Annotated in this window: 17 protein-coding genes; 14 read left to right on the top strand and 3 right to left on the bottom strand. The window is 43.7% G+C overall.

Going from position 1 to position 24,639, the window contains the following annotated elements; genetic code table 11:
- Positions 1–69: 69 nt before the first annotated feature.
- The 3 genes from VIN08_RS22760 to VIN08_RS22770 all read right to left on the bottom strand — a co-directional run bounded on the left by VIN08_RS22760 (position 70) and on the right by VIN08_RS22770 (position 3,769).
- Positions 70–672 carry a hypothetical protein gene (locus VIN08_RS22760; RefSeq protein ID WP_331970244.1) on the bottom strand — a complete coding sequence of 201 codons (603 nt, stop codon included), beginning with the start codon at positions 670–672 and terminating at the stop codon, positions 70–72.
- A complete protein-coding gene (locus tag VIN08_RS22765) occupies positions 665–1,390 on the bottom strand; it encodes a hypothetical protein (RefSeq protein WP_331970246.1) in 726 nt (241 codons plus the stop codon). The genes VIN08_RS22760 and VIN08_RS22765 overlap by 8 nt, the downstream gene beginning before the upstream one ends.
- 213 nt (positions 1,391–1,603) lie before the next feature.
- Entirely contained in the window at positions 1,604–3,769 is a 2,166-nt protein-coding gene (locus VIN08_RS22770; RefSeq protein WP_331970248.1) for a tetratricopeptide repeat protein, read from the bottom strand.
- Positions 3,770–4,041: 272 nt separating this feature from the next.
- Between VIN08_RS22770 and VIN08_RS22775 the strand changes: the two genes are divergently transcribed.
- From VIN08_RS22775 to VIN08_RS22840, 14 genes are all read left to right on the top strand, one after another.
- Positions 4,042–4,632, top strand: a complete 591-nt coding sequence (locus VIN08_RS22775; RefSeq protein ID WP_331970251.1) for a dihydrofolate reductase family protein — start codon at positions 4,042–4,044, stop codon at positions 4,630–4,632.
- Between the two features lie 87 nt (positions 4,633–4,719).
- Positions 4,720–5,046, top strand: a complete 327-nt coding sequence (locus VIN08_RS22780) for a PadR family transcriptional regulator (protein ID WP_331970252.1) — start codon at positions 4,720–4,722, stop codon at positions 5,044–5,046.
- A gap of 1 nt (position 5,047) precedes the next feature.
- A complete protein-coding gene (locus VIN08_RS22785; RefSeq protein WP_331970254.1) occupies positions 5,048–7,759 on the top strand; it encodes an ABC transporter permease in 2,712 nt (903 codons plus the stop codon).
- 12 nt (positions 7,760–7,771) lie between these two features.
- Positions 7,772–10,423, top strand: coding sequence for an ABC transporter permease (locus VIN08_RS22790; RefSeq protein ID WP_331970257.1), 2,652 nt, complete (start codon positions 7,772–7,774; stop codon positions 10,421–10,423).
- 79 nt (positions 10,424–10,502) lie between these two features.
- Positions 10,503–11,693, top strand: coding sequence for an acyloxyacyl hydrolase (locus VIN08_RS22795; protein WP_331970260.1), 1,191 nt, complete (start codon positions 10,503–10,505; stop codon positions 11,691–11,693).
- 150 nt (positions 11,694–11,843) lie between these two features.
- Positions 11,844–12,173 carry a PadR family transcriptional regulator gene (locus VIN08_RS22800; RefSeq protein ID WP_331970263.1) on the top strand — a complete coding sequence of 110 codons (330 nt, stop codon included), beginning with the start codon at positions 11,844–11,846 and terminating at the stop codon, positions 12,171–12,173.
- Positions 12,170–14,827: an ABC transporter permease gene (locus VIN08_RS22805; protein ID WP_331970266.1), complete on the top strand. Its 2,658-nt coding sequence runs from the start codon at positions 12,170–12,172 to the stop codon at positions 14,825–14,827. Before VIN08_RS22800 ends, VIN08_RS22805 begins: the two co-directional genes overlap by 4 nt.
- A gap of 295 nt (positions 14,828–15,122) precedes the next feature.
- Positions 15,123–17,474: a GAF domain-containing protein gene (locus tag VIN08_RS22810; RefSeq protein ID WP_331970269.1), complete on the top strand. Its 2,352-nt coding sequence runs from the start codon at positions 15,123–15,125 to the stop codon at positions 17,472–17,474.
- 311 nt (positions 17,475–17,785) lie between these two features.
- Positions 17,786–19,072 (top strand): acetyl-CoA C-acetyltransferase, encoded by a 1,287-nt coding sequence (locus tag VIN08_RS22815; RefSeq protein WP_331970272.1) that lies wholly within the window; start codon positions 17,786–17,788, stop codon positions 19,070–19,072.
- A 437-nt stretch (positions 19,073–19,509) separates the two neighbouring features.
- Entirely contained in the window at positions 19,510–20,718 is a 1,209-nt protein-coding gene (spt, locus tag VIN08_RS22820) for a serine palmitoyltransferase (RefSeq protein ID WP_331970275.1), read from the top strand.
- Positions 20,715–21,836: a hypothetical protein gene (locus VIN08_RS22825; protein WP_331970278.1), complete on the top strand. Its 1,122-nt coding sequence runs from the start codon at positions 20,715–20,717 to the stop codon at positions 21,834–21,836. The genes spt and VIN08_RS22825 overlap by 4 nt, the downstream gene beginning before the upstream one ends.
- Positions 21,833–22,819 carry an NAD(P)-dependent oxidoreductase gene (locus tag VIN08_RS22830; protein WP_331970281.1) on the top strand — a complete coding sequence of 329 codons (987 nt, stop codon included), beginning with the start codon at positions 21,833–21,835 and terminating at the stop codon, positions 22,817–22,819. Before VIN08_RS22825 ends, VIN08_RS22830 begins: the two co-directional genes overlap by 4 nt.
- A gap of 49 nt (positions 22,820–22,868) precedes the next feature.
- Complete coding sequence (locus VIN08_RS22835) at positions 22,869–24,194, top strand: inositol-3-phosphate synthase (RefSeq protein ID WP_331970284.1); 1,326 nt, start codon at positions 22,869–22,871, stop codon at positions 24,192–24,194.
- A complete protein-coding gene (locus tag VIN08_RS22840; RefSeq protein WP_331970286.1) occupies positions 24,191–24,637 on the top strand; it encodes a phosphatidylglycerophosphatase A in 447 nt (148 codons plus the stop codon). Before VIN08_RS22835 ends, VIN08_RS22840 begins: the two co-directional genes overlap by 4 nt.
- The last annotated feature ends 2 nt before the right edge of the window (positions 24,638–24,639 follow it).

Here is a 24,639-nt window from a genome sequence, read left to right on the forward strand (position 1 = left end):
TACTGGACACTGGCCGCTGGAAGGTAGTATAGCGGCCAGTGTTTTTATACTTCCGTTCTGATAAATTATCTAATCAATAATTTCGGTAGTAGGCTTTATGTCTTGAGGATTACGCTCGTTAAATCTTCTTATATATTTTTCAAAGGTTTCGATTTTTGATGATTCATTCTCAAACTCTGCTAACAATGCAGTGTCTTTTGATAGTATTAGTCGCATCATCTTTTTATCCAATGTATACGATTTCCCATTGTTGACATTAACAACGAACTCGAAATTCCTTGGAATGTCAACATACCCACCTCCAGGTATTGATTTTACTAAAACGCTATGGTATTCATAAAAACAATATCGTCCTATAAATTTAAGCTTATAAAAATTGGGACTTTGTGCAATTTCATGATGATCTTGAAAGTAGTAAATTGTGTCATTAAGGCAAGCGCCCCAAACTGGTTCTTTGATAGATTCGTACGTACCAGATTGGTTGTCCAGTAAACTAATTTTTTTTCGCGTGATCTTGAATTTACCAGTAAGAGATGGACTGTTAGTTCTAAATTCCTGGTACGTTCTATAAATACCATTTGCTTTTTGAACTGCTGTCAAAATATCTTGCTCGTTGTTCTGTGCAGCAACACGAGAAGCAAACACAAATAATGCTATAAATGTCCTAAGCACTTGCTAATATTTTTATAAATTCTTCCTTGTTATCAAAATGAAGATTGTTCTTTTCTGAATAATCGATCATATTCGAAATCTCTGATTCGTTGAAGTATTTTCTCAGAATATCATCATCAAGGATTTTTTGTTTTGTCTTCTTCCGATCATATAAAGTCCGGTCTACTATTTTTCGCATCAGCTTCAGATAAGGTTCTATCTCACCTTTAGACCCTAGGAAATATATGGTTTCTGTCTGAGTAATTTTTGTAACGGTACCTCCAGTTCCTCCAACAACAGTGGTTATTCCATTCGATGAAAAAGATGCTGGGGAAGTCGTCCACTGTTCTATTTCCACAGGATCAATTTTCGAAATGACAGCGAATGTTTTAAAGTCACGAAGCACTTCGAAGAAGAAAGGTCTCTTTACATTGTCTTTGTCTTCAAATTCCAGAGAATAAAAGACACGTTGCCGCTTCAACTTCTCGTCATAAAATTCAAATGCAGCTACGCTTCTGGGAACATAGGAACGTGAAGTATTTCCGCTTTCAAAAGAAACAATCCCATTCTTGTCATTGAACCGAACAAGACCCTTGAGTTCCTGACCGTCATTTAATAGTATGCTTCCTTCCCCCCATTCAATAAGATCTGGATTTAGTTCTTCAAATTTTTTTTCCTGCCCAAAAAGTTGAATTGCATTTAGCAATATCAAAATGTACAAGCACCATGCTCGTTTCATAGTTTTAAAAATGACGTGATTCTGAAGATTTATTATTTCTTGATATCTATAGACTTGAGCATTATCTTTTTAGATGCTCCAGTACGCGCTAATTTAATCTTTTTGTCTGGAGAGAAATCAAAAAATGATTGAAACACTTTCCATCGATATTCAACCATGAATAGTTACACGTTAACTGTTAACGATTAACCTATAAAGGATAACAGTTAACGACTAACGATTCATATCCTCCATTGAAGGATGCTCGCCTTCGTTCAGGGCATCTGTGATTTTCTTGACGACATCATCCAGTTCATTTCCTGATCTGCGGAGCAGATCGATGATCTGTGCTTCCTTTACAGTCTTGTCGTGTTCAATCAGATTGATTAATCCCAGTATACGGGAGAGTGGTCCGCGGAGCAGGTGTGAATTTATAAATGCATACTCCGACAGGCGCTGGTTCTGCATTTTCAGTTGAGCTGTGCGTTCCTTTACCCGTTCTTCGAGTACATCATTCATCTGGGCAATCTTCCGGTTCTGATCCTTGATATGCTTTTCATATTCAAGACGCTGCGATGTGCGGAACGCGAGTGTAATAATATCCGCTACCGAGCTAGCAAAAATCTTGTCTTCAGCCGTCCATGTTCGGGTGGTGTGAAGTTGCTCGCAACAAAGCAGTCCTTTTAATTGTCCATCGAGCGAAAAGCTTACATCCAGCAGCGAGTATATATTTCCCGGTATAAAATAGGTGTCGGTAAATTCGCGTGTCATCGGGTGAATGCGTGCATCGTCAGCCACGATCATTCTTTCTTTTTTGATCGCCTCAAAATACACCGGAGCCTGCCCGAGCGATAGCTGCATGGTATCCCTATAGCAATCTTCATCCAGACTATAACATGCGAGTGATTCAATACAATGCTTATCTTCCTGGTATAACCAGATGCTCACCTGGCTCACCTGTAATTTTTTCGCAGTGATAGTGGCTATATCACGGGCTGCGTGAGCAAGATTGCCTACATGTATACTTCGGTTTTTCGAAAAATCTACCAATGTAGTCATGTGCTTTTCAAGTGTGGCGTTCTTCGATTGGAGCAATTCGTTTATCTTCTTTACATCATGATTACGTTCTTCCAGTAAGTGATTAACACGGAGTATCTTTAATCTATAACGCATCTGCATATATAGCATGATCGCAGCCACTATAAGAACACCGGCCAGTATAAAGATGATTACCGTTTTGCGCTGCTCCTTCATCCGCAGTAGTTCGTTCTCCTGTTCGATACGGGCAATTTCCATTTTAAATTTTAGCTGCTCTTCATGTTGTACACTTTCCAGCGATCGCACTGAATCCTTCATCAGCATATATTGGGTATAGCTGTCAAACTCCTCGGTGCCTCCATTGCCTTGCTGACGGAATGTTTGCCATAAGAAGAAGTACGCTTCCATTTTTGTATTGAGATCACTGCGAAGGGTGGAAGCTCCCAGTGTTGACCGGAAATATTCTTTCGCCTGCTCTATATTTCCCTTCTTCAATTGTATTTGCCCCATGGTGAGATAGGCACCGGGCAGTAAACGCAGATTTTGAGAGTGTGTAATTTGCTGAAGACCTTCACGCGCCAGTACTTCGGCTTTTTCAAGATCGCCTTCATTCAGCAAGCATTCTGCTGTAAGTGTTTTTATCTCGCCTATATGCAACGCATCCCCTATAGCACGACAGAGTGAATCTCCCTTTTGAAAATAGTATAGCGCCTTTTGGGTTTGCCGGCTGTCCATATATAGCTTTCCAAGCTGAACCATCGCAGAGGTGATCTCCCGTGCATCGCCCTTACGCAGCCGGATACGGTAGGCTTCCAGGTAATTTTGCTCTGCCTGTGGTATATCTTTCATGATCTTATGATAGCCCGCCAGACTTTGGTAGGAATAGGCAAGCCCGGAAAGATCGTGCAGCCGCTGAAATATATCTCTGGCTTGGGTAAGATAGGCATACGACCTGGGCATTACACCCTGTTCCATAAACAAACGCCCCAGGTTATTATAAGCATGCGCAAGCTGAAGGGAGTCCTGGTTGTTGCCGGCTATAGCTATAGCACGGGTATAATAATCGTAAGCATCCAGGTGATCGCCTCGGTGATAGTATGATAGCCCTATAAAGTTGAGTGGCTTCGCCAGGTCAGCGCGATCAAGAGCCTTTCCTAAAGTATAGGCCTTTTGTCCGAAGTATATTCCGCTGTCGGGATATACCGCGCGGTATTCCCACGCCAGGTTGGTGAGTAATACATATTGTTCTTCATCAGAAGCAGAGGCAAGTGCCTGCTTTAATTTTTTGGTGTTGCTATCCTGACCGTGACAAAACAGAAAGGAACATACAAAGAGAAACAGAAATGACAGGTTGGGTTTCACGGAGGGTATACGCAATAGGGGTTTTAAGGTACTAATTTTTTGGCAATATCAACGCGCAATTTATCGCATCATATCATATTGACCATCGAATGCTATAGTCAAGATATAAAGTATAATAATTTAATAATATACTCCCACGGGTAGGGTAGTTGCACGGTAATTATACACCTGTCGCAATCGGCATCCTAAAAAGTCCCGGTCAGCCACCCTGGCAAAGGCAAGACGCCTGTAGTTTTGAAATATAATACCAGTATATATAAACCCGATAAAATATGAGAAAGCTGATACTACAAATACAGATGTCGGTAGATGGATTTATAGCCGATGCGTTGGGAAAATCCGGATGGATGATATGGAACTGGGGAAGCGACTGGAAATGGGATGCTGCCCTGCAGCAATATCATCACGATATCTCGTCTTCAGTCGATTGTGTTTTACTAAGCCGGAAAATGGCCGAAGAAGGTTTTATACATCACTGGGCTTCGGTGGCGTTACAACAGAACAATCCGCAATCAGGATTTGCGGCCGCTATAGCCAAGACCCGCAAAGTTATCTTTACCCGAACGCTGGAACAATCTGTGTGGCCGAATGCTACCCTGGCCAAAGGCGATCTGGCAAAAGAAGTATACCAGCTAAAGACTGCGCCCGGAAAAAATATCATCGCCTATGGCGGAGCTTCGTTTGCTGCATCCTTGGTGCAGGCCGACCTGGTGGATGAATTTCATTTGATTATCAACCCGGCATTATTGGGCAGCGGGCTATCAGTATTCCATAGCATCCGGGATATTTATAGCCTTTCGTTGATCAATTCAGTCGCTTATCCCTGCGGAGTTGTTGTAACAACCTATAGTCGCAAGCGATAACGTTTATACGATACCAGCATATTTTTAGTGCCGACAGAAAATTATATTAAAATTATTTCGTTTATTTACTTAACAAAATAGAAGCAAATGGCAAAAGAATTTCTGGGCGAGTTTGAAGAGCTTGTGCTTACCATGGTGGCTGCCTTGCAGGAAGATGCCTATGGCGCTGCCATTACCGAAGAGATCGAGCAGCGTGTTGGTCGCGAAGTTACCCTGAGCGCAGTGCATGTAACGCTATACCGGCTGGAAGACAAAGGGTATATAAAATCAAAAGTTGGGGGAGCAACCAAGGAGCGGGGCGGAAGGCGCAAGCGCATATATACCATTACCAGCGCAGGGCTGGCGTTACTGAAAGCAATGAAGGAAGCGAGAATTGATCTGTGGAAGATGGTGCCACAATTAAAATTCTCCTGAGATGAAGAATGAAATGACATCTTTACCCCGGTGGGCCGAACGTTTCCTTCGGACCATCTGTCCGGAAGAGCTGTATGAAGTGATAGAAGGCGATATCATTCAAAAGTATAACCGTGATGTTAAGCGCGATGGCGAGCGAAAGGCTGCAGGAAAATTATACTTTAACGTGATCCGGTTTCTCCGGCCCGGTATAATTCTGCGAAGGAAATTTTCTGTGGAAGTAAATGCACTCTATATGATCCGGAATTATTTTACCATCGCGTATAGACATCTGTTGAGAAGCCGGGTGTTCTCACTGATCAATATAGCAGGACTTTCAGTAGGCATCATGGCGTTCTTTCTCATTATACAATATGTAAGCTTTGAGTTGAGCTATGATCGTTTTTATGCAAACACCGATGAAATATACCGGGTAGCCTATCAGCAATACGAGCATGGCGAACTGAAAAATACATCAGCCCGGAGTTACCCGGGCTTGAGAAGCTTGCTGAAAGATAATTTCCCGGAGATAAAAGCGTATACCAGCTTTGGAAAGATACCGGCCAATACGGGTTTCCTGTTCAAGAGCGAAGGCAAGATATTCAACGAGGCCGGTGGTTTTATCAATGCAGATACAGCATTCTTCCACGTATTCTCTTCTTTATTGATTCGCGGTAATCCGGATAAAGTTCTTCTTGATAAAAACAATATTATTTTATCGGAGTCCATGGCAACAAAGATCTTTGGCAGCAAAGATCCGATCGGGCAGCGCATCGAGCGCATTGATGATCACGATGAAGGCGATGACTATATAGTGGCCGGTATATTTAGCGATTTGCCTGCCAATGCCCACCTGCATGCTAACTTTGTTTCGTTCATCGAAAATGATTGGCCCGATCTTCCGTATTGGGAAAATCCGATGATATATACCTATATCACCGTAAAGCAACCTGCTGACCCTGTAGCTATTGCCACGCGTTTAAACCATGCTATACAGAAAATCGAAAAGGAAAATCCCCAAATAAAAGGATCGCATTTCTTTTTGCAGCCAGTAGCAGCTATACACCTTCAATCACAACTCAACGATGAGTTTGAATCGAACGGTAGTCAGACACGGGTATATATGTTGCTGGCTATTGGTATGGTGATATTGGTGATTGCCTGGATCAATTATATAAATATTGAGACTGCCCGGTTTACTACGCGTGCCCGCGAGATTGGTGTTCGCAGAGTGATTGGCTCCGGCAAGCGTGATCTGTTAATGCAATTCTTTGTTCAGTTTATGTGTGTAACGGTGCTGGCATTTGCTGTAGCAGTGGCGGGGCTCTGGCTCGTACTGCCGCATTTTCATTATCTCACCGGTATACCGATTGCCAGGTTTCAATTGTTTACACCCGCTATATGGTTTGGGGCAATCATAATCTTTTTTATAGGATCGTGCTTTACCAGTCTTTACCCATCGCTCTTCCTCATCCGGTTAAATCCTGTAAGCGCACTGAAGAGTAATATAGGGCGAGCAGGTAAAAGTAAAATGACGCGGCAATACCTGGTGATCGCGCAGTTTACAGTGTCGCTGGTGTTGATCGCGTTTCTGTTGGTGATTGATGACCAGTTAGAATATATGCGCATCAGCAACCGGAAAATAGATCTCGACCAGGTAATCACGGTACGCAACCCAATGGCTTATTCAGGACAAGAGATCGTTAATAAACATGGCGACTATAAAACACTTGAAAATATACTCCTGCAAAATCCGGCAATAACGATGATGTCAACTTCGTCTGCTGTGCCGGGAGCAGAGATCGGATTCACCTATGTAAACGAAATCAAGCGAAACATCGGTGATCCGTATGATCCGACCCGCTATAAAACATTGTTTGTAGGTACAAACTATATACCCTTATATGGCTTGAAGGTATTGGCCGGAAGAAATTTTGAGCCGCTTAACGTAAGCGAGCGATGGATTGCCCCGTGGGAAGATAAAAACTGGACAACTATTATGTTGAATGAAAGTGCCGTGAAATCGTTGGGCTTTGCCTCGCCACAGGAAGCCGTAGGGCAGGAGGTATATTTCAACCGGTTTGACGAAACGGAGAAGTTCCGGATCATTGGTGTAGTAGAAGATTATCATCACGAAGCCATCAAGAAAGAAGTATACCCTACCATATTCTCGTCAAACTACGATGCGTTCCAGCAAGTATACTATTCCATCCGGTTGAGACCCGGAACTGATTTGCAGGATGCTATAGCTTATATAGAAAAGAGTTGGAAAACTATTTTTCCGGACAGACCTTTCGAGTATTTCTTCCTGGAAGAATATTATGATCAGCAGTTCAAATCAGAATTATACTTCAGTCGCATCTTCAGTATATTTTCCGGGGTGGCCCTTTTTATTGCGTGTCTCGGTATACTGGGTATAAGTCTATTTGAGGCCCATATACGGAGCCGTGAGATCAGCATACGAAAAGTGTTTGGCGCTACTATGGTCAACCTGCTGTCGCTATTGTCGCGAGGATATGTATATATGGTGATCATAGCGTTCTTTGTGGCAATGCCTGTTACATATTTCCTGGCATCGCACTGGCTGGCAGAATACCCGGTACATATTGCGTTGCATGCTGGTATATTTATCATTCCGGCAGCGATACTGTTTGCTATGATGATCGCTGCAATCAGCTTTCAGATGATAAAATCTGTAAGAGCAAATCCGGCTGATACATTAAAGTATGAGTAAGTATATAGTTTCATGAAACACGATAAACATTCCCTGCCAAAGTGGGCCGAACGATTTCTCAGGGCTGTCTGTCCGGAAGAATTGTATGAGGAGATCGAAGGCGATCTGATTCAGCAACTCAGCCGGAATGCCGATCGTTTCGGACTGCCTCACGCCAGGAGAAAATTATGCTGGAGTGTAATTCGCTTTTTCCGGCCGGGAGTATTGCTGCGAAATAAAGTATCGTTGCACACGATGAATTTACAAGGTCTATGGATGGATCTTGTCTTTGCCTGCAGACGACTTCGCTATAATAAGCTATATGCTTTCCTGAATATACTCGGGCTATCGATGAGTATAGCGGTGGCCGTGTTTATATTTCAATACGCAGCGTTTCAGCTTCGCTACGATCGTTTCCATCCGCAAGCGGAAAATATATACCGCATCTATACCCGAACTCAATCGCGCGATCAAGCTGTTTTTGAGTCAGCCCTGACGAATGGAACGATTGGCCCTCAGTTAAAGCGCGACCTGGCAACTGTGCGCGAATCATGCCAGCTTCTTCCGGTGCGTCATTGGTTTGATTGTTCGTTGAAGTATACCGGCCCGCAGGGAACTGTTATCAATAACGAACGAAAGCTATATTATACCAGTCCGGATTTTTTTAACGTGTTTTCTTATCCGTTAATGGAAGGCGATACACGAACGGCTTTGCAACGGCCATTCTCCATTGTATTGAGTGAGCGGGCTGCCAGCCGATATTTTCATCATGAAAATCCTATGGGCAAGATATTGCACCTGAAAGGCAGCTGCGATGAACACGACTACGAAGTAACAGGCATCATGCCCAATCTCCCGGAAGAATCACATCTCGATGCGGAGATACTGGTGTCGCAAAACTCATTGGAGAATAACCCGTACTATAAGGCGTTCGACTGCTATACCTATCTATTGCTGGATGACCATACAAATATACCCGAGCTGAAATCAATGTTGCCGGTTAAGAAAGATGCTTTGCAAACATCCTATACCGATGTGCAGCCGATAACATCTATATACCTTCATGCTTCGCTTCATGATGAGATCAAGTCCTCAGGCGATGTAACCGGTATATATATCATGCTCACGGTGGCGTGTATTATACTGACAATTGCCTGGATCAATTATATCAATCTCTCCATGGCCATTGCGTTGGCACGGGCAAAGGAGGTCGGTATCCGTAAAGTAAACGGGGCTTCACGGTTTGCCGTTGCCCGGCAATTTTTTGTAGAAGCTTTTGTGGTAAATCTCATCAGTGCGGCCATTGCCGGTATAGTGGTGTTCACGGCATCTCCGGTATATCATGAAATTACCGGTTATACATTTTCGTTCTCAGAGTTATTTAGCCTGAGCCGGTATAGTGCTATGCCTTATCTACTGGCGATTTTTGCAACAGGTATAGTTCTATCGGCCCTCTATCCTGCACGACTTATTGCCTCCTTTAATGTTGTTCGCGTGCTGAAAGGGAAGTATACTACAACCCGGCGCGGGCTTACGTTGCGTAAGGTATTGATGCTTTTCCAGTTTAGCTGTTCGGTGGTTCTCATTATGGCAGCGTTTGTTATTCATGAACAGTTTGTTTACCTGAAAGATCAGAACCTCGGTATAGACATTCAGAAAACGTTGATTGTGAAAGCACCTGCTCATAATGATATCTCCTATAAATCGCAGCTCGCAGTATTCGGAAATTATTTGCGCGACCTCTCCGTTGTTGAATCGGTGACTACATCAACGGCTATACCCGGTGAAAAAGTTGAATGGATCAGCCCGGTACGAAAATCGAAGGAAGAAGTTGGACTAAATTTTTCGATTCATGTTGTTGATACGAGCTTTATCGATTCATACAAACTCCACCTGTTGGCAGGACGAAATTTTGTTATGAATGATTTTCCGGGAGAGAAATTCGGACAGAAAACAGAACCGGTTATACTCAACGAGCGGGCTGTTGCATCACTTGGTTTTACAACGCCCGGGCTGGCTGTTGGTAAAATAATTTACTGGGATGATAATGCCTGTGTGATCGTGGGCGTTATCGATGATTTTCACCAGCAATCATTCAAAAGCACAATACAGCCCGTATTGTTTACCGCGAACCTCGGTCCGATGATGTCGCTGAAGTTTGCAGCCGGTATAGATTCGAAAAGAATGATCGCTTCGGTTGAACAGATACGGAAAGCCTGGAAGAAATTCTTTCCGGAGAATCCATTTGACTATTTCTTCCTTGAAAATTTCTACGACCTGCAGTATAAAGATGATATACAGCTACGCTGGATATTAGATATGCTATGTATACTGGCTATTGTTACTTCGTGCCTTGGGCTTACCGGCCTCTCCGTTTATATAGGTCGCCAGCGATTAAAAGAAGTCGGTATTCGTAAAGTACTTGGTGCAAATATATATAGTATCGTGTTACTATTGTCGCGCCAGTTTCTGCAATTGATTATCGTGGCTATTATGGTCGCCTGTCCGATAGCCTATACACTCTCCAACGAGTGGCTGAATCGCTTTGCAAGCCGTATACCTTTGCATATTGGTGTCTTTGCTATCCCGGTTATTATTGTCTTGCTGATGACCTGGCTTGCCGTGGCTTCGCAGATGGTGTATGTTGCACGGTCAAACCCGGTCGATACATTGAAACAAGAGTAATGAACATTGCTCGCCTTCTTCGCTAATTATCTTTCAGAATAACAGAATAGGTGGTATGTTGCATCATTGATACTGGTATATGATGCGTGCAGTTGTTCTGATCATTTTTCTGATGGGGCAGGTTTGGATAAGCTCGGCACAAAGCTGGTTCTTTCGCGCAACCGACAAACATCGGAGTGATTCCTTGCCGCAGTATACATTTTTGCAGGTTCGTTATCAGGTCGAGCGCCTGAACGATACGCGAACTCCCGGTATAAAGTATATACAGGAAAACCCCGTGCAATCGGCCGATGTTCGTTATGGTTTCTTCGGGTATGGAAGAAAAAAGTGGCAACAGCTTCATCATTACCCAACGTATGGGCTAGGCATCAGCAAGTTCTGGTTTAGCCCGCGTAAAAATATACTGGGTAATCCGTTTACCACATACCTGTTCTTCAACGAGCCATTGATACAAGTAAAGCGCGCATCGCTTCATTACGATTTTACCATCGGCTTATCGTATAACTGGAATGGATACGACACGTATACTAACCCGGAGCAAAAAGCCATCGGGTCTTCAGTAAATGTTATGGTAGGCATCGCGTTACAATATGAGTTTCGCGTTTCCGACCGATTGGATATGATGATAGGTCCCTCGGTCAATCATTTCTCCAATGGACGTACGCGTTCGCCTAATCGCGGCCTTAACCTCTACGGCTTGCAGGCATCAGCCCGGTATAAATTCAAACCGCGTCACTTGAAAGAAGGTGCTATAGGTAAACCGTTCGGCAGAATCAACTATACATTCGAGCCTTATCAACCCATGTTCGAGTTTTACACGGTGGGTAGTGCCGGTATTGTAACAACGTTTAAAGATATAGACAACCCTGGTATATATTACTGGGCCGCTTCCTTAAGTATAGATGCTGCACGGCATTATGGATACACTGGTAAATATGGCCTCGGACTGGACTGGTTCTACGATGGCTCTTTAAAGGAACAATTTGAAGAGCAGTATATCAACAAAGTGCCGTCACGACTTCTCTTCTGGCCGGGTGTTCACCTCTCGCACGAGTATATGGTGCATCGCTGGACGTTTATCACACAAGCCGGTATAAATCTCAAGAAGACGGGTGATAAAGGTATATGGTATGGGCGTATCGCCCTGCGATACGATGTAAGCAAGAGTATATTTATAAGAACGGGCCTCCGGGTATATGATACCTTCATTTCTGATTTTATAGAGTGCGGACTTGGCTACTCTATATATGTTTGTAAGAAACAATCGTAGTTCAATCTAGGTCGTTTGCCGGGTATGGAGATTGTGCGGAATCGGTCATGTCCGTACACTATACGTACAGTGGTATAGATAAATTTCTTTAAAAACACCGTGTTTCCGGTTGGCAAGACATTTGTTCTACAAAAGTTGAACAATAGTATTATGGCGTCACGCATATACCTCGGAGAACTCGAGGAACTTGTTTTATTAATGGTAGCACTGCTCAATAAAGATGCTTACGGAGTATCAATCACTGAAGAGCTGAAGAAGCAGGCGAGTCGTGAGCTCAGCATCAGTGCCGTGCATGCTGTGTTGCATCGTTTGGAAGAGAAAGGCTTTGTGAAATCGCGCATGGGCGGATCATCAGAAGAGCGTGGTGGCAGACGAAAAAGACTGTTCAGCATTACGGCTTACGGACGCCAGTCATTGGAAGAACTGCGCGACACGCGAAACACAATCTGGGATATGATCACGAAAATCTCTCCTGCATGAGTACTATACCAAAACCTCCTGCCTGGATTGATTCGCTTATCGGGCGCCTGGCACCTACACATCTGGCTGAAGAAATACAAGGCGATCTGTACGAGCTATACCGGAATGATCTCGCGATGAAAAGTATAGCAATGGCACGCTTCCGGTATATATGGAACGGCCTCGGCTTTTTAATCAGACGCTTTTTCTGGAAACGAAATTCAATTTCACATAACAACCTGACTATGCTTTATAATTATTTCAAGATGGCTCAACGCAGCCTGCTGGCATATAAGAGCAATACATTTATCAATATCATTGGTCTTACAATAGGCATCGCTTCGGCACTTACTATCCTCACCTTTATTCGCTATGAGCTGAGCTTCGATAGTTTCCATACCAACCGCGATAATATATACCGTGTGGTACGCGTAAGTGGTAAAGATATGTCGGAGTTCCGCACCGGTATATCATACCCTGTACCGTGGGCTATGCGCGATGAGATAACGTCTTTCAAGAATATAACAGCGATGGAATATTTTGGCGAGGCTCTTGTGGAAGTGCCAGATGCCCATGGAAATATAGTGACACGCTATAAAGAAATGAATGGCCTTGCGTTGGTTGAGCCTTCATTCTTTCAGGTGTTTGATTTTGGCGATAAACCATTAAAGTGGCTTCAGGGAAATCCGGATAAAGCATTGATTGAACCTCTGTCTGTGGTGCTGACTGAATCACTGGCAAAAAAATATTTTGGCGAAGGAAATATAGTGGGACGCACACTGCGATTTGAAAAAGAAGCTGATTGTAAAGTTACCGGTGTGATCTCTGATCTTCCTCCCAATACAGATTTTCCGTTTACGATGCTCATTGCTTACTCAACCGTAAAGCTGATCCATAAACAAGCCATGGATGATTGGTCCAGTGTTGATGACAATCACTATACCTATGTTGAATTACCCGATAACATGTCGAAGGAAGAAGCCGAAGCAGAGATTGCAAAAGTACATGCGCGGCATACACCGAAAGAGTTACATGAATCACGTCACTACTTATTACAGCGTCTCGCAGATGTTCACTTCGAAGCGCAGTTTGGTAATTACAACGGCAGGACTATCAGTAAGCCTATGATCCTGGCTATGGCATTGGTAGCATTGTTCCTGTTGCTTACTTCGTGTATCAACTATGTAAATCTGGCTACAGCACAATCGGCAATGCGTGCAAAAGAAATCGGCTTGCGCAAAGTATTGGGCAGTAATCGCGGCAGCCTCGTATCACAACTGCTTACCGAAACATTTGTAGTGGTGCTTGTTGCCAGTATAGTAGCATTGGCTTTATCGGAAGTGTTGCTGTGGAATTTACAATCATTGCTGAACCTGCATTTGCAGCAGTATAATTTTATGGATCCCTTTATACTCGCAACATTAGGAATAATCATTATATCAGTAACACTCTTTGCCGGCTTATATCCTTCGGTAATTGTTTCGAGATTCAATGCAGTCAATTCCCTCAAGAGTAAATTTGCCACGGAGACGGTAGGTGGTTTCAGCTTTAGAAAAGTTTTGGTGGTGGTGCAGTTTACGGCTACACAGGTATTGGTGGTAAGTGCATTTATCATTGTAAGCCAGATGAATTTCTTCCAGAACCGCGATATGGGTTTTAACCAGGATGCCATTGTAACCTTTCCGATACCGGATCGTGATTCCGTTACACGTCAGACTATCGAAGATCGCCTTCGTGCACAGTCATTTGTATCAAATGTCTCTTTCAGCTATACTTTACCTTCAGGAGTAAATCGAAGAAATTCAGCTCGTGATATATGGCGCGAAGGTTCGAATAACGAGAATATCATCTACGAATACCAGGCCGCTGATTCCTCTTACCTGAATGTGTTTGGCATCAAGCTTCTTGCCGGAAGAAACCTGACTCCGCTGGATGCCAGCCGAAGTATACTGGTAACACAACGGCTGGCGCAGCACCTCGGGTTTGCAACTCCGGTGAAAGCTATAGGAGAAGAAGTAAAAATGTCGGGCGATAAAGTAACAATCGCAGGAGTGATTAATGATTTTTATAATCATTCGCTCAAAGAAGATAAAGGTGAGGTGGCGATCGTACAGAATCCACGTGCCTATGGAAACTATAGTGTAAAACTTCAAACCAGTCAGGATCGTGAATCATTGCAACAGGCAATGGCAAAGCTGGAACAGATATGGAAGGAAGCTTTTCCGGAGCATATATATGAGTATAGATTTTTCGATGAGAATGTGAAAGCTTTCTATGAACAGGAAGAAAAATATGCACAATTATTCCAGTTGTTTGCCATCACATTTCTGTTGATCGGCTGCCTCGGGCTGTACGGGCTTATTGCCTTCGTGGTAAATCGCAAGAGTAAAGAAGTTGCCATCCGAAAAGTATTGGGAGCTTCCATACAGAATATACTGGTTATGTTCTCGAAGGAATATGTACAGTTAATAGCACTGTCGTTTATACTGGCGGTGCCTGCGGCATACTATACTGTTAACAGTTGGCTGAATAATTTCAGAAACCATGTAGCCTTGTCGTGGTGGATGTTCCTGTTGCCGGGCATGTTAGTGCTGGTGATTGCCGTGATGGTGGTGATCCTGAAATCGATGAAAGTGGTAAATGCCAACCCGGTAGATAAACTTAAATACGAATAACGCTTTGGGTAGAGTGTAAGGTTCTTTATATCCAGTTGTGGATATAGAGAACCTTTTTTTATTGGACGGTATAGTGGTGTGTTGCTTGATCGAAGCAAAGACCAGTAAACTTTTTGTGATGATGTAACCATCTTGGGGATATATTCAATTTTTACATAAAAATTGTTTTCATACGTTTGAACTGCTGATAAATTGTAGAAAGCATAGTTTCGGTTTGTTCTGTATGAATTTTTTTGAGTTGAATGGAATTAAACATACCGTTGCTTTGGTTATCAATGATTGATAGACGTTTACTATGCAAACCACCTTAATGAAAATACATGATGAAGATTCTTTACCCTCTTCCATAACGGCTGCGTTAACCTTTAAACCATTTCTGCGCTATCTGAAGGAACGTCTGAAGACCGAGCGCACGGTTAAATCTGAATACTATCGTTTTGTTATAGAGCGTTTTGAAAAAGAATCTGCCTGGAATGCTCCCATCGCTCCTGAAGATATAGCGCGCTTTCGCGAGTTACTGGAGATTGTATACTTTGTACTGACACCGCTTGCTGCGGATGAAAAAGAATTTTTCTGGGGATTAAGCACGCCCATACCCGGTGCGTTGATCTTCAGTACCAGTCGTTTCTCACAATTTCTTGCTGATAAAAATACGCGACAACAACCGGGTGAAAAAACACAACCCGGTGCGTGTGGCCAACACGAAGTACAGTTCTTATATCGCCTGATACTGGAAAGGTTCTACGGTATATCTGCCAGCCAACGCAATGATATGATCTTTGAGCATAAAGATGCCGATGCCAACCTGGTGAAGTTTTACCAGGTGCATGTCGATGCTCAATTTATAGATATACGGGTAAAAGGAGAATTGCCCGAGTTGAAGTTTGACTCCATGTCGTCTTACCTGCACGATGGTGGCGGCACGGAAGCCATGGTATGTATGCTGAAAGAAGTACTCCCGCTGGAGAATTTCCATGTAGAAGGTTTCTCGATCATTACCCTACAAGACATTACCGGGCAATATGCGCTTGATAAAATTCGTGATGCTATTGCGAATGAAACGTATAGTGCCGAGAAATATAGCCTTATAGCCAGAACACTCCAGACAATGACGGGTAATGAACACGTTGAGTTCAGACTCGTGCCCATGATTGGTGTGAATGGTAGAGCCGTGTTTGCCAATAAGGAAGATCGTATTCAAAGTGTGCTGATGAAGGCGGCTCGCGAGTCGGGAATGAAAGAAGAGGTGTTTAGTTCGTTGGTGAGTAACTACGAGAAGAACCCGCGGGTGATCATCCTGAACAAGATAGCATCTGATGTAACATCGACTGAACGTATACTGCCTATTCTTAAAACTACCGATATAGAATCGTATGCCTTGTTGCCGGTATATTATCACAATGAGTTGACTGGTGTACTGGAAGTATTTTCACGGAGAGATGTATTGTTTGATGAGAAGCTATTCTCAAAACTCCAGGAAGCTATACCATTGGTAGCACAGCTTTTGAAATATAGTCGCGATGCGTTTAATACCACCATCGAAAATATTGTTCGCGATAAATTTACGCCTTTACAGCCGGCTGTGCAGTGGAAGTTCAACGAAGCTGCCTGGAGACATCTACAGCATCACTATAATGATTTGAAAACAGCCGAGATCGAAACGATCCGGTTCGACAATGTATACCCGCTATATGGTGCTGTGGATATTCGTAACTCTACGATTGAGCGAAACCGCGCTATACAGGAAGATATCAAATTTCAACTAGCGCTTCTCACAGAGACACTGCGTAAACTGAAAGAAAGTGGAGACCTTCATGCCACCAAATCGTTGATGTTTGGATGCAGTCGCTGGTCCGACCACATCAACGGGTATATGACTACCAAAGATGAAATTGCATTGAACAATTTTCTGGAGCAGGAAGTAAATCCATATCTCCGCCAGGTACATCGCGATGTGCCCTCAGCTCAACCGTTGATTGATGCATACTTTGATGCTTTGAAAGAGCACGATGGTGCGGCTTTTCGTAACAGACGCGAATTAGAGTCATCGTTACAGTATATCAATACCAGCCTCAACCAGTATTTTGAGAATGCACAGAAGGAGTTGCAGGAAATATACCCTTTCTATTTTGAGAAGTTCCGCACGGATGGAATCGAGTATGATATATATATCGGTCAATCGATCACGAATGATAAAGTTTTTGAGGATGCATACCTGAAGCACCTGCGCAAATGGCAGGTACAGTCAATGGCCGAAGTAGCACGTTTGTCACAACAACTTCTGCCAGCGATGGAGAGACCCTTGCACACTACGCAGCTGATATTTATGCATGCACACAAGATCGACATCAGCTTCCGCAATGATGAGAGACGTTTTGATGTAGAAGGTGCTTATAATATTCGGTACGAGGTGATCAAGAAACGCATCGATAAAGTGTTAATCAAAGACACACAAGAACGCCTCACACAACCCGGCAAGATCGCCCTGGTATATCTGAATGCTCTCGAAGCACAGGAGTATATTGAATATATAGGCGAGCTTCAACAACAAGGACTGCTGGACGACAACCTGGAATTTTTAGAACTGGAAGAGTTGCAGGGTGTAAGCCGGTTGAAGGCACTGCGAGTTGGTGTACGGTATAATTGAGGTATATCTTTGAAATAGCATCAATAACTTGTGGGATAAAGTTGTTCGTTAACCGTTATTCGTAAAAAGTTAGGGTAAGTATTTTCTTCGGCATTTGTTGATCGATGTTCTTTGTTCGTTAATCGTAAAAAGTGCAGGACAGATAATGATGTATTTCCTCTTCAACATTCGTTGATCAATATTCCTTGTTCGCTATTCAATTTTTTAAATAGTTATTCGTTAATGGTATTACAGATAACGATTAACAGATAACGGTTAACCGATCACGACCCCGCTTTGATAAGAGGTCTATATCTATTAACTTCAGCTATATGCTGCAGGGTAAACAAGTGCGTAAAGTTGCTGTAGTCGGGTATAACAGGATACCGTTTGCCCGCCAGAACACAGTATATGCAGAAGCCAGTAATAAAGACATGATGGTGGCTGCGCTTACCGGGCTGATTGAACGTTACAACCTGCAGGGACTGTTGCTTGGAGAAGTAGCGGGTGGTGCAGTGATCAAACATAGTGCTGAGATAAACCTGATGCGCGAATGTGTGATGAGTACATCGCTCGATCGTGCAACACCGGCATGCGATATTCAACAGGCCTGCGATACGGGTATAGAGAGTGCTATATATATAGCCAACAAAATTGCATTGGGGCAGATAGAAGCAGGTATAGCGGGCGGAGTTGATTCTGCCAGCAATGTTCCGTTGGTATTGGGCGAAAACCTCAGAAAAATCCTTTTACATGCCAGGCACGCCAAGCGCTTAGGGGAGAAGTTGCAGCACTTTGCCCATATACGTTTTAAAGATATATACCCCGTAGCACCGTTGAATATAGAACCCCGCACAGGTTTATCGATGGGCGGCCATACCGAGATCACGGCAAAATATTATAGTATATCGCGCGAAGAGCAAGATCAATTTGCTTTGGAGAGTCATCAAAAAATGACAAAGGCCTATACCGAAGGATTCTTTAATGATATGACCACGGCCTTTGCCGGTTTAACACATGATAACAACATGCGTGCTGATACAAGCCTGGAGAAGCTGGCTAAACTTAAACCGGCCTTTGATAAAGCACATGGTACTTTAACAGCCGGCAACTCATCAGCACTAACGGATGGGGCTTCATGTATACTATTAGCCAGCGAAGACTGGGCACGTTTATACGGTTTGCCGATTCTTGCCTATATAACATTTGCTGAACTCGCAGCAATTGAATATATTGATAACAAACAAAACCTGTTGTTGTCCCCCATATACGCCTCAACCCGAATGCTTCGAAGGGCCGGTTTGCGTTTACAGGATTTTGATTTTTATGAGATACACGAGGCCTTTGCTGCACAAGTGCTGGCCACGCTCAAAATTTGGGAGAGTAAAGAACTCACCCGTCAGTTCGGCTTTGATGAACCACTTGGAGCTATAGATCGTTCGAAGCTAAATGTGAATGGAAGCAGCCTGGCAGCAGGTCATCCATTTGCCGCCACCGGAGGACGAGTGATTGCTACAATGGCTAAATTATTGCATGAACGAGGGACTGGCAGAGGATTTATATCGGTATGCGCAGCCGGTGGGCAGGGTATAACGATGATAATAGAAAAACCGGCATAGGGGTAAAGCACACCTTATATGTCATAGCACGAAAGCTAAAGAGCCACTTATAAAATTATGTTTGAACGTCTAAAATATTGGGTTAATTTTTTGACGGGCACGGCAAGGTCGGGGATAACGATTATGCATACGTTGGAAATACATCCATTCGTACAATTTTACTTGTGTGAAATGGATACAGATGGCTTGTATTATACCGGTTTCACCACAGATTTCAGGGTTTTTGTTGAAGTGGAGTGGAACTTCCGGGCCATTCCAAGCGTTTGCATAAACATGTTAAAAAATTTTTACCCTTGCATTAAACCAACGTAAATAAACTTCTACTACTTTTAGACCCAAAAACGAAATCGTTCGAAAAATATTCTACAATAAATTTTCACGGAGGCACGACTACAAACGGAAGCGTTCGTAACAGATTCGTATAACATCGTCAAACCATGAGTAAACCACTACAGAAAAAAGTCGCTAACTACACCACAGCGAGAGAGGCAAGGGTAAAAGGTATATATCCCTACTTCAGACCAATCGAATCTGCACAAAGTACCGAGGTAATTATCGAAGGAAAACGCGTGCTGATGTTTGGTTCTAACTCTTACCTCGGTCTGACGAATCACCCCTATATTAAGGAAGCAGCCCAAAAAGCCATTGAAGAATACGGAACCGGATGTGCCGGCTCTCGCTTTCTGAATGGTACACTCGATATTCACATTGAACTGGAACGCAGAATTGCAGCCTTTACCGGTAAAGAAGATGCTCTTATTTTCAGCACTGGTTTTCAGGTTAACCTGGGCGTAATGTCGTCTCTTACAGGACGTAATGATTACCTCATACTTGATGAATACGATCACGCTTCCATCATTGACGGAACACGTCTTTCATTCTCACGCGTAGTAAAGTATGCGCACAACGATATGCAGGATCTCCAGAAGAAACTCAGTATTCTTCCGGAAGAATCCATCAAGATCATTGTCGTAGATGGTATCTTCAGCATGGAAGGTGATATTGCCAGACTTGCTGAGATCGTGGCACTTGCTGATCAGTTCGGAGCTACTGTTGTAGTAGACGATGCGCATAGCCTGGGCGTTATCGGCCAAAAAGGAGCCGGTACAGCTTCTCACTTCGACCTTACTGAAAAAGTAGATATTATCACGGGTACCTTCAGCAAATCGCTGGCTTCCCTCGGAGGCTTTGTGGCAGCTGATTCCGATACGATCGAATACCTGAAACATCATGCACGTTCGCTGATATTCAGCGCGAGTATGACCCCTTCTTCTGCCGCCAGCGTTATTGCTGCGCTTGACCTGATCGAAACAGAACCTCATCACATGGACAATCTCTGGAAGAATACAGATTATGCCATGCACCTGCTTCGCGAAGAAGGATTGGATATCGGTCCAACAGAAAGTCCTATCATCCCGATCTATGTGCGGGATAACAATAAAACATTCCTGGTAACAAGCATGCTTCAGCAGGAAGGAGTATTTGTAAATCCGGTAGTATCTCCGGCAGTGCCACCGGATTCATCCCTGCTTCGTTTTTCGCTTATGGCAACTCACACATTCGGTCAGATCGAAGAAGCTATTGAGAAAATCTCAAAAGTTTTCAAGCGTGTGGGTATTGTCAATATAAAAGAGCCGATTAAATGAAACGTGTTGTTGCCGCCAGCAGTAAAAAAGATATAAAGGCTTTTATTGATTTTCAGCACGACCTTTATGCGAGCGATCCGAATTACGTGCCTGAACTTTTCATTGCGCAGCGCGACCTGCTAACACCAGGCAAGCATCCGTTTCATGAGCATTCAGAAGTGCAATTGTTTCTGGCCTACGATGGTCCGAAAATAGTAGGACGAATCGCTGCCATTCTGAATAAAAATCATAACACGTTCAATAACGTTAATGATGGCTTCTTTGGATTCTTTGATTGCATTAATGATGGCGAAGTAGCTTCTCAATTATTCAAGGAAGCAACGGCATGGCTAAAGCAAAAAGGAGCAGTGTCTGTTATAGGGCCTGTTAATTTTTCTACCAACGAAACATGCGGTATGCTGGTATCGGGCTTCGATTCTCCGCCAGCAGCGATGATGACCTATAATAAAGAGTATTATAGCACACTGCTCGATCAACTTGACTTTCGCAAGAAGGTAGATATACTGGCCTATCTCTTTGGTAAATCCGGATATAATGATCGCGTGGTAGGATTGCAGCAGGCACTCACCGAGCGTTTGAAGAACCGCGGCATTACGATCAGACCGGTTAATAAAAAGAACTTTAACGAAGAGGCATCTAAAATTCGCGAGGTATATAATTCCGCATGGGATAAAAACCTTGGCTTTGTGCCGATGACGAAAAGTGAATTTGATTACCTGGCCAAAGACATGAAGATGATTCTCGATACCGACTTCTGTCTGGTAGCAGAGAAGGATGGGAAATTTATAGGTTTTGCGTTGGCCATTCCGGATATCAATCAGGTATTGATCAAGATCAAACGCGGAAGACTTTTGCCATTCGGCTTGTTCAAGTTGCTGTTTGGTTTGAAGAAGATCAACGGTATACGCATTATCACACTTGGTGTTATTGAAGAATACCGCAAGGCGGGTATAGAAGCCTGCTTCTATGCTTCAATTATCAATGCTTATCGCAAGAAGAATTTTGAGTACGCTGAAGCGTCATGGATATTGGAAGAGAATGATCTGATGAATAAAGCTCTTCAGCAGATCAATGGCGTACCTTATAAACGCTACAGGATTTTTGAAAAGGCTATATGAGCGGACGTGTACTGATAACAGGAGCCAGTGGCTTCGTAGGTTTCCACCTCATCGAAGCGGCTCTGCAGAAAGGCCTTGAGGTATTTGCTGCAGTTCGCTCCTCGAGTAAGATCGATCATCTGAAAACACTTCCAATACAGTTCACCACACTCGACTTCACGAATATACCCTTGCTGAAGGCTGAGTTACAGGAAAAGAAGTATGACTATATCATTCACGCGGCCGGTGCTATAAAAGCTCCGAATTTTGCAGAGTATGTAAAAGTAAATGCAGAATACGCGCGCAACCTGGCGCTCGCGGCTGGTGAAGCAGATATAGCACTGAAGAAATTTGTATTCATGAGCAGTCTGGCTGCCTGGGGCCCTTCGCGTACAGGCTTGCCGGTTACAGAGAAAGATGAAGCAACACCACTCACCAGTTATGGCAAGAGCAAACTGGTGGCAGAATCCTACCTCGCTGCATTGAAAGATCTTCCGCTGATAACGTTGCGGCCAACGGCTGTATACGGACCTCGTGAGCGGGATATATTCATCATGATCAATTCCATCAACAAAGGTTTCGAACCTTATATCGGGCGTATACCCCAGACGTTGAGCTTCATTTATGTGAAAGACCTCGCGGCTGTTACGGTACAGGCTTTGACAAGTTCAGTAAGCAATAGATCATACTTCGTAGCAGATGGCTACGGCTACGATCGCTATGCCTTGGCCACGATTGTAAAAAAGATACTTCACAAGAATACACTTCGTGTTCATTTGCCGCTGCCGGTAGTAAAGGCATTAGCGCTTGTGCAGGAAGGTATAGGAGCTGTGCGTGGTAACTCACCTATACTCAGTCGCGAGAAGTTGAGTGAGTTAACAGCAGCAGACTGGTCATGCAATATTGAGCAGCTCAAAAACGACATAGGATTTAGCCCCCGCTATACATTGGAAGATGGCATGGCGGAAACACTACAGTGGTATAAAGAAAATAAGTGGCTGTAGAGGCAGCCAAACAACTAAAGCGATAATAGAAAATTTATAGAAGACGATTATGAAAAAGCAAATTGAAGATGCCAATGGCAAATTAGGTGTGCTCATTCCAGGTCTTGGAGCAGTAGCCACTACGATGATAGCAGGTGTGGAAGCTGTGAAAAAAGGTCTCGCACAACCTGTAGGCTCGCTCACGCAAACCGGTAACATTCGTTTGGGAAAAAGAACGGAGAATCGTTATCCGAAGATCAAGGATTTCGTGCCGCTGGCAGAACTCAATGATATAGTTTTCGGAGGTTGGGATGTTTACGAAGACAACGTATACGAAGCTGCTGTAAATGCAAAAGTACTGGAGCTTGGTCTTCTGCAATCTATCAAGCCAGAGCTGGAGCGTATCAAGCCGATGAAAGCTGTCTTCGATAAAACCTATATCAGAAACCTCGATGGAACAAACATTAAAGAAGCTGCTACGAAATATGATCTGGCACTTGCTGTAATGAAAGACATCGATGATTTCAAAGCAAAAAATAACTGCGATCGTCTGGTAATGGTATGGTGCGGATCAACTGAGAAGTATATCGAAGAAGCTCCTGTACACCAATCTATATATTCATTTGAGGATGGATTGCGTAACAACGATCCGTTGATCTCGCCAAGTATGATCTATGCGTATGCTGCGATCAAGAAAGGTGTTCCTTATGCAAACGGTGCGCCTAATCTTACTTGCGATATACCTGCATTGGTTGAACTCGCGAAAGAAAACAATGTACCCGTAGGAGGTAAAGATTTCAAAACAGGTCAAACCCTGATGAAGACTATCCTTGCTCCTGGTTTGCATGCACGTTCACTGGGTATACGCGGATGGTTCTCTACCAATATACTGGGTAACCGCGATGGTCTTGTATTGGATGATCCGGATAACTTCAAAACAAAAGAAGTTTCTAAACTGGGTGTGCTGGAAGATATACTTCGCCCGGAGCAAAGCCCTGAGCTATACGGAGATATATACCACAAGATCCGTATCAACTACTACCCTCCGCACGGTGATAACAAAGAAAGCTGGGACAACATCGACATCTTCGGATGGTTGGGTTACCCGATGCAGATCAAGATCAACTTCCTGTGCCGCGACTCTATATTGGCTGCACCAATCGTACTTGACCTAGCATTGTTCATGGACCTCGCGAAACGTGCAGATATGAGTGGTATACAAGAGTGGTTGTCATTCTACTTCAAGTCGCCACAAACAGCACCAGACCTTCGTCCGGAGCACGATATATTTAAACAACTCATCAAGCTGCAGAACACGCTGCGTCACATGATGGGTGAAGACTTGATCACGCACCTTGGGCTTGACTATTACCAGGAACTGGTAGAAGCTCTGTGAGTCGTGTCCACAAAATTATCGCTTCCTGTGGTGGAATCGGTTACCTGAAAGGTGGAGGCACCGTAGCAGCAGCAGTCTGCTGCGGTGCTTTAATACTGATGTCTGCGGGAATTGATAATGGCGTGATGCTGTTAATATCCTTGATCATTATAGATATAGGCGTGTGGTCAGCCAACGGTGTAGAGGGCGAGTGGGGAAAAGACAGCAGCCGTGTTGTGATCGATGAAGTAGCCGGTATGGTAATAACGCTTTTGTTTATACCGCTTACATGGATCACTATCGCGGCAGGGTTTGTGCTCTTTCGGGCATTCGATATACTCAAGCCGTTCTATATCCGGAAACTGGAAGCAGTGCCCGGAGGGTGGGGAGTTATGCTGGACGATATAGCGGCCGGCATCTATGCAAACATCGTTATGCAAATCTTCGTACGATACATGCTATAGCA

The sequence above is a fragment of the Ohtaekwangia sp. genome (genome assembly GCF_036568665.1).
Classification (GTDB): domain Bacteria; phylum Bacteroidota; class Bacteroidia; order Cytophagales; family Cyclobacteriaceae; genus Ohtaekwangia.

Bases quoted from the DNA above. Each gene is read 5' to 3' on its own strand.
- VIN08_RS22765 (WP_331970246.1), bottom strand. From the start codon at position 1,390: ATGAAACGAGCATGGTGCTTGTACATTTTGATATTGCTAAATGCAATT.
- VIN08_RS22775 (WP_331970251.1), top strand. From the start codon at position 4,042: ATGAGAAAGCTGATACTACAAATACAGATGTCGGTAGATGGATTTATA.
- VIN08_RS22780 (WP_331970252.1), top strand. From the start codon at position 4,720: ATGGCAAAAGAATTTCTGGGCGAGTTTGAAGAGCTTGTGCTTACCATG.
- VIN08_RS22785 (WP_331970254.1), top strand. From the start codon at position 5,048: ATGAAGAATGAAATGACATCTTTACCCCGGTGGGCCGAACGTTTCCTT.
- VIN08_RS22790 (WP_331970257.1), top strand. From the start codon at position 7,772: ATGAAACACGATAAACATTCCCTGCCAAAGTGGGCCGAACGATTTCTC.
- VIN08_RS22795 (WP_331970260.1), top strand. From the start codon at position 10,503: ATGATGCGTGCAGTTGTTCTGATCATTTTTCTGATGGGGCAGGTTTGG.
- VIN08_RS22800 (WP_331970263.1), top strand. From the start codon at position 11,844: ATGGCGTCACGCATATACCTCGGAGAACTCGAGGAACTTGTTTTATTA.
- VIN08_RS22805 (WP_331970266.1), top strand. From the start codon at position 12,170: ATGAGTACTATACCAAAACCTCCTGCCTGGATTGATTCGCTTATCGGG.
- VIN08_RS22810 (WP_331970269.1), top strand. From the start codon at position 15,123: ATGCAAACCACCTTAATGAAAATACATGATGAAGATTCTTTACCCTCT.
- VIN08_RS22815 (WP_331970272.1), top strand. From the start codon at position 17,786: ATGCTGCAGGGTAAACAAGTGCGTAAAGTTGCTGTAGTCGGGTATAAC.
- spt (WP_331970275.1), top strand. From the start codon at position 19,510: ATGAGTAAACCACTACAGAAAAAAGTCGCTAACTACACCACAGCGAGA.
- VIN08_RS22825 (WP_331970278.1), top strand. From the start codon at position 20,715: ATGAAACGTGTTGTTGCCGCCAGCAGTAAAAAAGATATAAAGGCTTTT.
- VIN08_RS22830 (WP_331970281.1), top strand. From the start codon at position 21,833: ATGAGCGGACGTGTACTGATAACAGGAGCCAGTGGCTTCGTAGGTTTC.
- VIN08_RS22835 (WP_331970284.1), top strand. From the start codon at position 22,869: ATGAAAAAGCAAATTGAAGATGCCAATGGCAAATTAGGTGTGCTCATT.